At 71.4% G+C, this 8,538-nt stretch carries 9 protein-coding genes; 6 read left to right on the top strand and 3 right to left on the bottom strand.

Annotation, left to right across the window (positions count from 1 at the left end; all coding sequences use genetic code 11):
* Positions 1–32 precede the first annotated feature (32 nt).
* Positions 33–671, bottom strand: a complete 639-nt coding sequence (locus VFN12_RS17175) for a DUF3000 domain-containing protein (protein ID WP_325120010.1) — start codon at positions 669–671, stop codon at positions 33–35.
* Between the two features lie 70 nt (positions 672–741).
* Between VFN12_RS17175 and hemE the strand changes: the two genes are divergently transcribed.
* The gene (gene hemE, locus VFN12_RS17170) at positions 742–1,794 is read left to right on the top strand and encodes a uroporphyrinogen decarboxylase (protein ID WP_325120009.1); all 1,053 of its coding nucleotides are present in this window, start codon (positions 742–744) and stop codon (positions 1,792–1,794) included.
* A gap of 73 nt (positions 1,795–1,867) precedes the next feature.
* Here the strand turns inward: hemE and VFN12_RS17165 are convergent, their stop codons facing one another.
* Entirely contained in the window at positions 1,868–2,782 is a 915-nt protein-coding gene (locus VFN12_RS17165; RefSeq protein WP_325120007.1) for a LysR family transcriptional regulator, read from the bottom strand.
* Between the two features lie 307 nt (positions 2,783–3,089).
* Between VFN12_RS17165 and VFN12_RS17160 the strand changes: the two genes are divergently transcribed.
* From VFN12_RS17160 to VFN12_RS17140, 5 genes are read left to right on the top strand one after another with little or no spacing between them, the layout of a single operon-like run.
* Positions 3,090–4,349: an SfnB family sulfur acquisition oxidoreductase gene (locus tag VFN12_RS17160; protein WP_325120006.1), complete on the top strand. Its 1,260-nt coding sequence runs from the start codon at positions 3,090–3,092 to the stop codon at positions 4,347–4,349.
* A 27-nt stretch (positions 4,350–4,376) separates the two neighbouring features.
* Positions 4,377–5,543: an LLM class flavin-dependent oxidoreductase gene (locus VFN12_RS17155; protein ID WP_325120005.1), complete on the top strand. Its 1,167-nt coding sequence runs from the start codon at positions 4,377–4,379 to the stop codon at positions 5,541–5,543.
* Positions 5,540–6,061: an NAD(P)H-dependent oxidoreductase gene (locus VFN12_RS17150; RefSeq protein ID WP_325120004.1), complete on the top strand. Its 522-nt coding sequence runs from the start codon at positions 5,540–5,542 to the stop codon at positions 6,059–6,061. Before VFN12_RS17155 ends, VFN12_RS17150 begins: the two co-directional genes overlap by 4 nt.
* Positions 6,058–6,582 (top strand): flavin reductase family protein, encoded by a 525-nt coding sequence (locus tag VFN12_RS17145; RefSeq protein ID WP_325120002.1) that lies wholly within the window; start codon positions 6,058–6,060, stop codon positions 6,580–6,582. Before VFN12_RS17150 ends, VFN12_RS17145 begins: the two co-directional genes overlap by 4 nt.
* Complete coding sequence (locus VFN12_RS17140; RefSeq protein WP_325120001.1) at positions 6,579–7,931, top strand: MFS transporter; 1,353 nt, start codon at positions 6,579–6,581, stop codon at positions 7,929–7,931. Before VFN12_RS17145 ends, VFN12_RS17140 begins: the two co-directional genes overlap by 4 nt.
* A gap of 24 nt (positions 7,932–7,955) precedes the next feature.
* Here the strand turns inward: VFN12_RS17140 and VFN12_RS17135 are convergent.
* On the bottom strand, positions 7,956–8,538 hold a 583-nt coding region (locus tag VFN12_RS17135; protein WP_325119999.1), incomplete at its 5' end, for a DUF4349 domain-containing protein.

The following is an 8,538-nucleotide window of genomic DNA, read 5'->3' as shown; positions in this document are numbered from 1 at the left end:
GGTGCTGTGTCGGTCGGGTCGGACATGCGGCGTCAGTGCCCCGAGCCACGCTGGCCGCGTCGGCTCGGCATCGCGGTCACGCCCTCCGGGACCGGTGGCAGGCCCGCGGCGGTGCACAACAGCTCACCCCACGCCTCCACGTGGGCTCCGATGTCGAGCGGGGTGCCCGGCTCCGCCGTGGCGGGGAGGCAGGGCGTCCACGAGGCCCGCACCTCGATCTGGGCGCTCCCGCCCTCGTCGGCCATGCCGCCGAAGCTCTCGGTGGCCACCCGGGTGACCGTGCCCGAGGCCGCGAGGTACGTCGCGCCGTGGGCGTCGAGTGCCTCGGTCAGCCAGGACCAGCCGACCGCGGCCAGCAGCGGGTCGGTGATCAGGTCGAGGTCGACCTCTGCCCGGGCGTAGGCCACGCACCGGTAGGTGCCGTCCCAGGCGTCGTTCCCGGCGGGGTCGTGCAGCAGGATGATCCGGCCGGTGCCGAGGTCGGTGTCGTCGACGGTGACGTCGGCCGACATCGCGGCGGAATAGGGCGCTATCCGCTGCGGCGCCGGCATCTCCTCGCAGAAGACCTCGGGGCGCAGCCGAGCCGCGTGCATGCTCTCGACCGCCTCCCGGAACTCGGGGGGCCATGCGCCCGCGCCGGTGCCCGGGTGCGTCTCCTGACGGACGACCATGCCTCCACACTAGGTCGGGACGTCCACCTCGATGTGCGAACACGCCGACTGACCTGCGAGGCTTCGGCCCATGAGCACCAGCGCGACGGTGGGCGGGCAGCTCCACGACAGCGCCTTCCTGCGGGCGGCACGAGGGGAACCGGCACCCCACACGCCGGTCTGGTTCATGCGCCAGGCGGGCCGGTCACTGCCGGAGTACCTCGCCCTGCGCGAGGGCGTCGGCATGCTCGAGTCGTGCATGCAGCCCGACCTGGTCGTCGAGATCACCCTCCAGCCGGTCCGGCGGTACGGCGTCGACGCCGCGATCTTCTTCTCCGACATCGTGCTGCCGCTCAAGGCCGTCGGGGTCGACCTCGAGATCCGGCCGGGCGTGGGCCCGGTGATCGCCTCTCCGGTCCGCACGCTGGCCGACGTCGAGGCGATCCCCGACCTCACCCCCGATGCCGTCCCCTTCATCACCGACGCCGTCCGCCGACTCGTCGGCGAGCTGGGGAGCACCCCCCTGATCGGGTTCGCCGGGGCGCCGTTCACCGTGGCGTCGTACCTCGTCGAGGGCGGGCCGTCCAAGGACCACGCGCGCACCAAGGCGATGATGTTCGGCGAGCCGGACCTGTGGGACGCGCTGATGCGCAAGATCGCGGGCATCTCCGCGGCCTACCTGGAGGTCCAGGTGGCGGCCGGGGCGTCGGCCGTCCAGCTCTTCGACTCGTGGGCCGGTGCGCTCACGCCCGCCGACTACGAGCGCCAGGTGATGCCGCACTCGGCATCGGTGCTGGCCCGCGCGGGCGCCCTCGGGGTGCCGCGGATCCACTTCGGGGTCGGTACCGCCAACCTGCTGACCCTGATGGGGGAGGCGGGTGCCGACGTGGTCGGCGTCGACTGGCGCACTCCGCTGGCCTCGGCGATCCCGCTCGTCGGCGACCGTGCCGTCCAGGGGAACCTCGACCCGACCATGGTCTTCGCACCGACCGAGGTGATGACCGCGCGTGCCGGCGAGATCATCGAAGCGGGCCGCGCAGCGAAGGGCCACATCTTCAACCTCGGCCACGGGGTGCTCCCGACCACCGACCCCGACCAGCTGGCCCGGCTCACCGAGTTCGTGCAGACCTACCCGCTGGGATAGTCCGTCACGAGAAGCACCACTCCTGACGCGTCGGATGGAGCGTTTCGTGACGGACTATCTGTCCCCGGGGCACCTAGGAGGCCTGATCGGGACGGAACTCCCGGGCCAGGTCGACCAGGGCGGTCCGCAGGTCGCGGACCTGTGCCGGTACGTGGTCGAGGCTGCGGTGCCGCAGCACCAGCCGCACCTCGGTGTGGTCGTCGGCGATCGGCCGTGACGTGATCACCCCGGCGCGCTCCAGCGGGTCACCGACCACGCTGTAGTCGGGCAGCACGGTCACGCCGAGCCCCTCGGCCACCATCACCTTGCCCATCTCCGCCCCGTCGGTGCTGTGGCAGGTGGCGGGCATGTCGGCCCCGAACAACCGGTGTGCGAACCGGTGCATGAGGTACCCCGCCCGCATCGCCACGAAGCGCTCCTGCCGGAGGTCGTCGGTGGTGACGGCTTCACAGTCCGACAGGTGGTGGCCGGCCGGCAGCACCACCACGGGTCGGCCGTGGAGCAGATCCGTACCGACCAGGTCGACCGGCGGGTCGTCGCCGACCAGCTCGTTGACCAGCCCCAGGTCGAGCGAGCCCTCGCCCAGGCCGAGCTGGATGTCGGCCTGCTGGATGTTCAGGATCTCCACGGCCGTGCCCGGGTGGGTGCGGCTGAAGGCCTTGATCGCCGGAACCAGGAGGGTGGAGGTCGCCGCGTTGGTGGTGCCCAGCCGGACCAGCCTCGTGGTGGTGCTCTGGTCACCGGCAGCCTGCTTGAGCTTGTCGACCGCCTCGAGCACCTCGACCATGTTCTGGAGCAGCTCCCGGCCATGACGGCTGATCCGCGCGCCGGACCGACGCCGGTCGAGCAGGGTCACGCCGAGCTCGCGCTCCAGCTTGCTGACCGCCTCGCTGAGCGCCGGCTGGGAGATGTGCAGCTTCTCGCTGGCTCGTCGGAGCGAGCCGTGCTGGGTCACTGCGGCGATGTACTCGAGCTGTTCGATGCGCATGAGCCGTCCTGGTCGGGGTCCGGGGGAGATCGGGGACCGGCAGGTGCTGCCTCTACCCGGATCGGCATTTCCTGCCTTGGGTCGGGTGCCTGTCGGCTTGCTCCGCTCTAAAAGTACACTAACTTGGTAGACAAAGACCGATTACGCATCGGTCCGGCAGTTCGAAAGGCGCACGGGTGGCAGGTCACGCCTGTCACCCGATCGCCCTTTCCGTTGGCGGGGTGCCCGGTCTCGCCTTGCATCTCTGCCATAAGTTCACAAACATACTCGACATTGAACACCACGACTCCCCGAAGGAGCCCTCTCCATGAACGCAGCACAGACCTCGACGATCGAGGGCCGCTTGCCGCAGCCACGCCGAGGCCGGACCGCTGTTCCGGTCCTCGCTGCTGACGAGGCGGTGGCCGTCGCCCGCGACCTGGCGGCGGAGCTCGCCATCGGGTCCGCGGAGCGCGACGCCGACCGCGTGCTGCCGTCGTCCGAGATCGACCGGCTCTCGTCCTCCGGGCTGCTGGCGATCACCGTGCCCGCCGCCCACGGCGGTGCCGACCTGCCGGTGTCCGTGGTCGCGGAGGTGTTCCGGCTCCTCGCCACCGGTGACCCCAGCATCGCCCAGATCCCGCACAGCCACTTCGTCTACGTCAACGCCCTGCGGCACCGGGCCGATCCCGCCCAGCAGGAGTTCTTCTTCGGCGAGGTGCTCGCCGGCAAGCGGTTCGGCAACGCGCAGTCCGAGGTGGGCAGCAAGCACGTCCGGGACCACGCCACCACCCTGCACCCGGCCGGGCCCGGCCGCTGGCGGCTCGAGGGCACCAAGGGCTACGCCACGGGCGCGCTGTTCGCCGACTGGATCCCGGTGCTCGCACACCTGGGCACCCTGCCCGACGGCTCCGCCGGACCACTGCACGTCGCCTGGGTGGAGCGCACCGCACCGGGTGTCATCGTCATCGACGACTGGAACGGCATGGGCCAGCGCACGACCGCCAGCGGAACCGTGCGGCTCGAGTCGGTCGAGGTGCCCGAGGACCGGATCATGGGCTACCACCTGACGTTCGAGGGTCCGCAGACCTACGGCGCCTTCGCCCAGGTCCTGCATGCCGCGCTGGACGCCGGCATCGCCCGCGCCGCGATCACCGACGCGGCCGAGTTCGTGACCACCAAGAGCCGGCCGTACCCGGACGCCGGCGTCGAGCGCGCCGCCGAGGACCCCCTCGTCGTCCACGCCTTCGGCGAGATGGAGCTCGCCGTGCGGGGCGCGGAGGCCCTGGTCGCCGAGGCCGCCCGGGCGGTCGACCGCGCCGACGCCGACCTGTCCGCCGAGACCGCCGCCCACGCCTCGCTCGCGGTCGCCGCGGCACGGGCCGCGACCACCCAGGCCTCCGTCGATGCGGGTAGCCGCCTGTTCGAGGTCGCCGGCACGCGGTCGGCACTCGACTCGCTCAACCTCAACCGGCACTGGCGCAACGCGCGCACGCACACGCTGCACGACCCCGCGGCGTGGAAGGTCCAGCACCTCGGGAGGTGGGCCGTCGACGGCACCCTCCCACCCAGCCACGGCCAGCTCTGAGAACTGGCTCGAGGAAAGGAAGACCGCATGACCTCCCCACTGAAGTTCCACTGGTTCCTCCCGACCAACGGCGGTGACGGACGCCAGGTCGTCGGCGGCGGGCACGGCGTCTCCGCCGGCGCCGCGGGCCGCCCCGCGAGCGTCTCCTACCTCGGGCAGGTCGCCCGCGGTGCCGAGGACATGGGCTTCGAGGCCGCGCTGACGCCCACCGGCGCCTGGTGCGACGACGCCTGGCTCGCCACCGCGATGCTGAGCCAGGTCTCCGAGCGACTCAAGTTCCTCGTCGCCTTCCGGCCCGGCCTCACCGCTCCGTTCCTGGCCGCCCAGATGGCCGGCACCTTCCAGAACTGGTCCCGCGGCCGGCTGCTGCTCAACGTCGTCACCGGCGGCGAGAGCCACGAGCAGAGGATGTACGGCGACTTCCTGGACAAGGACGCTCGCTACGAGCGCTGTGACGAGTTCCTCGAGATCGTCCGCCGCCTCTGGGCGGGGGAGACCGTCGACTTCGAGGGCAAGCATCTCTCCGTCGAAGCCGCCAGGCTGGGACAGATCCCGGACCCTGCGCCGGAGATCTACTTCGGGGGCTCCTCCCCGGCAGCCGGTCGGGTCGCCGCCCGCCACGCCGACGTCTACCTCACCTGGGGCGAGCCCCCGGCCGCCGTCGCCGAGAAGGTCGAGTGGATCCGGGGCCTGGCCGCCGAGCAGGGCCGCGAGATCCGGTTCGGGATCCGGATGCACACGATCACCCGCGACACCTCGGACGAGGCCTGGGCCGAGGCCGCACGCCTGCTGGAGGGCATCGACCCCGAGCACGTGAAACAGGTCCAGGAGGGCCTGAAGGCCAGCGAGTCCGAGGGCCAGAAGCGGATGCTCGCCCTCAACGGCGGCTCCAAGGACGACCTGGAGATCCACCCCAACGTGTGGGCCGGCGTGGGCCTTGTCCGCGGCGGTGCCGGAACCGCCCTCGTCGGCAGTCACAAGGAGGTCGCCGACCGGATCGAGGAGTACCACTCGGTCGGCATCGACGAGTTCATCCTCTCGGCCTACCCCCACCTCGAGGGGGCCTACTGGTTCGGCGAGGGCGTCCTGCCGATCCTGGCCGAGCGCGGCCTGTGGACCCACCCGTCGCCGCTGGTCGACCACAACAGCGCGGTGCCCTTCCAGGCTGCCGGCCGGACGGCGGTCGCGTCGTGACCGGCCAGGCTCCGCTGGTCGCCGTCGTCGTCGGCAACCCCAAGCCGGCCTCGCGCACCCTCGACGCCGCGGTGCGCGTCGCCCGCGACCTGAGCGGTGCTGAGCCCGACCTCGTCGTCGACCTGGGGACCCTCGGCGCGGCGATCCTCGACTGGAAGGACGCGGAGGTCGCGTCGCTGGTCGAGCAGGTCGGGTCCGCCGACCTCGTCGTGGTCGCGAGCCCGACCTACAAGGCGACGTACTCGGGGCTGCTGAAGGTCTTCCTCGACCGCTTCGCCGGGGGCACCGGCCTGCGCGGCGTCGTCGTACCGCTGATGCTGGGGGCCGGTCCCGGGCACAGCCTCGCCCCGGAGCTCAGCCTCCGCCCGCTGCTCGCCGAGCTCGGCGGCACCACCGTGCGTGGCCACTACGTCCTCGAGGACCAGTACGACGACCCCGCGGCCTACTCCGACTGGCTCGGAGCCGTCCGCCCCACCGTTTCCTCCCTGCTCGTCAACCTGACAGGAGCCGTCGCATGACAGTCCATCAGCTCACCACCAACCAGGATCTCGATCCGACCCGACTCCGCGAGGCCTTCGGCGTCTTCCCCAGCGGGGTCGTCGCCGTGGCGGCGGAGGTCGACGGCTCGCTCGTGGGCCTGGCCGCCAGCTCGTTCACGTCCGTGAGCCTCGAACCCGCCCTGGTGTCGTTCTCCGTCGCCAACTCCTCGAGGACCTGGTCGACGCTGCGGCGCGCCGAGCACCTCGGGCTCACGGTGCTGGCCGACCACCAGGACGCCGTCTGCCGCCAGCTCGCCGGGCCGGTGGAGAGCCGCTTCGACGGCCTCGACGTGACGACCACCGGCCATGGGGCAGCCACCCTGGACGAGGGCCTGGCGATGTTCGACTGCTCGATCTACCGCGAGGTCCAGGCCGGCGACCACACGATCGTCATCCTGCGCCTGCACGCCGTGGAGCACCCGGACACGTCGCTGCCGCTGGTCTTCCACCGCAGCGGCTTCACCCACCTTCGCGAGGGCCTGGAGGTGGCGGCGCGATGACGACGACGACGAACGACCCGTCGGTGCTGCCGACCCCGCGCAAGGTGGCGGTGGCCTCGGCAGTCGGCGCCACCATCGAGTGGTACGACTTCTTCCTCTACGGCACCGCCGCGGGCCTGGTGTTCGACAAGCTCTACTTCAACGGCCTGGACGGACCGGCCGCCCAGTTCGCGGCCTTCGCGACCTTCGCCGTCGGATTCTTCGCCCGGCCGATCGGCGGTCTGCTGTTCGGCCACTTCGGTGACCGGATCGGCCGGAAGAAGATGCTGCTGCTGACGCTGCTGATCATGGGCGTCGGCACGGCGGCGATCGGCCTGCTGCCGACGTACGACCAGATCGGCGTGTGGGCCCCGATCGCCCTGGTCGTGCTGCGCATCCTGCAGGGGATCGGTGTCGGCGGCGAGTACGGCGGTGCGGTCCTGCTCGCCGTCGAGTACGCCCCGGTGGAGCGGCGCGGGTTCTTCGGGAGCTTCGCCCACATCGGGGTCCCCGGCGGGCTGCTCCTCGCCGCGGGTGCCTTCTCGCTGGCCGGGCTGCTGCCGGACGCGGCGTTCCTCGCGTGGGGCTGGCGCGCCTGCTTCCTGATCAGCATCGTGCTGCTCGGGATCGGCGCCTACATCCGGCTCTCGATCATGGAGACCCCCGCCTTCTCGCGGGTGCAGGAGGCGAAGGAGATCTCCGCGGTGCCCCTGCGCGACCTGCTCAAGGCACAGCCGAAGCGGCTGCTGCTCGGCATGGGCACCCGGTTCATCGAGGGGTTCACCTTCAACTTCTTCTCGGTGTTCCTGCTCGCCTACGTGGTCACCAATCTCGGTCTGCCCAAGAGCTGGGCGCTCAACGGGATCCTCGTCGGTGCGGCGCTCGGTGTCGTCCTGGTGCCGATCTCGGGGGCGTTGTCGGACCGGGTGGGGCGCAAGCCGGTCTTCCGGGCGGGTGCCTGGACCGCGCTGGTGCTCGCGTTCCCGGTGGCGGCCCTGGTGCAGAGCGAGGGCAGGCTGGCGATCTTCGTGGCGCTGGTGGCCGGCCTCGGGATCGTCTACGGCGTGGTCTACGGCCCGCTCGCGGCCTTCTGGTCGGAGCTGTTCGACACCAGGTACCGCTACACCGCCCTGAGCTCGCTCTACCAGATCTCCGGTGTCGTCGCCTCGGGACTCACTCCGCTGATCGCGGCCTGGCTGGTGTCGCAGGGCAACGGAACGCTCTGGTGGGTTGCTGGCTACAACGTGGCCGTGGCCGCAATCAGCCTGGTCTCCGCCCGGTTGCTCCCCGAGACGCGGGGTCGCGACCTGGACCACGCGTGGCGGATGGCGCACACCGCCGAACCACCGCGGGAGCCACTCGCGGCCTGACGGGGGCGAGCCCCTCGCCGCGGCTCAGTCGGCGGCGAGGGGCTCCACCCGGCGGCGTCGCACGAGGGACCGGACCAGCAGCCAGACGGGCACACCCAGCAGGAGCAGGACGACCATGAACGGCAGCAGGGCGCCCAGACCGGTGGCGAGCACGGTCGCGGCCCTGCCCAGGGCGTCCCAGCCGCGCTGGAGCCCCGCGACGAAACCGGCCTCGTCCGGCTCGACCGGCACCGCCCTGTCGGACTTCTCGAGGAACACCGTGATCGTGGACAGCGAGGTCTGGTCGGCCAGGAAGGCCTGCTGGGCCTTCAGGGAGTCGAGGTCGGCCTGACGACGGGACAGCTGGCTCTCGATCGCGATGATGTCCCGAAGACTCTGGGCCCGGGAGAGGAGCAGCTCGATACGCTCGAGGCTCCTCTCCTGGGCACGGACCCGCACCCCGATGTCGATCACCTCGGTGGTGACGTCCTCCGACGTCCTCTTGGCCGACCGCAGCTCGGCGACCTCACCCAGCTCCGTCATCACGTCGTCGAAGAACTGGCTCGGCACCCGGATCACCAGCCGCGACCGGTCGATCCGGCCCTTGGTGTCGGTGGCGGTCTGCTCG

It is taken from the genome of Nocardioides sp. (assembly GCF_035703625.1).
GTDB lineage: Bacteria > Actinomycetota > Actinomycetes > Propionibacteriales > Nocardioidaceae > Nocardioides.
The sequence above is the reverse complement of the archived record's forward strand: the minus strand, read 5'-3'. Positions and strand labels throughout refer to the sequence as shown.

What these genes read in the sequence shown, in the direction of transcription:
- VFN12_RS17165 (WP_325120007.1), bottom strand. Translation starts at nt 2,782, where the DNA reads ATGCGCATCGAACAGCTCGAGTACATCGCCGCAGTGACCCAGCACGGC.
- hemE (WP_325120009.1), top strand. Translation starts at nt 742, where the DNA reads ATGAGCACCAGCGCGACGGTGGGCGGGCAGCTCCACGACAGCGCCTTC.
- VFN12_RS17160 (WP_325120006.1), top strand. Translation starts at nt 3,090, where the DNA reads ATGAACGCAGCACAGACCTCGACGATCGAGGGCCGCTTGCCGCAGCCA.
- VFN12_RS17140 (WP_325120001.1), top strand. Translation starts at nt 6,579, where the DNA reads ATGACGACGACGACGAACGACCCGTCGGTGCTGCCGACCCCGCGCAAG.
- VFN12_RS17145 (WP_325120002.1), top strand. Translation starts at nt 6,058, where the DNA reads ATGACAGTCCATCAGCTCACCACCAACCAGGATCTCGATCCGACCCGA.
- VFN12_RS17175 (WP_325120010.1), bottom strand. Translation starts at nt 671, where the DNA reads ATGGTCGTCCGTCAGGAGACGCACCCGGGCACCGGCGCGGGCGCATGG.
- VFN12_RS17155 (WP_325120005.1), top strand. Translation starts at nt 4,377, where the DNA reads ATGACCTCCCCACTGAAGTTCCACTGGTTCCTCCCGACCAACGGCGGT.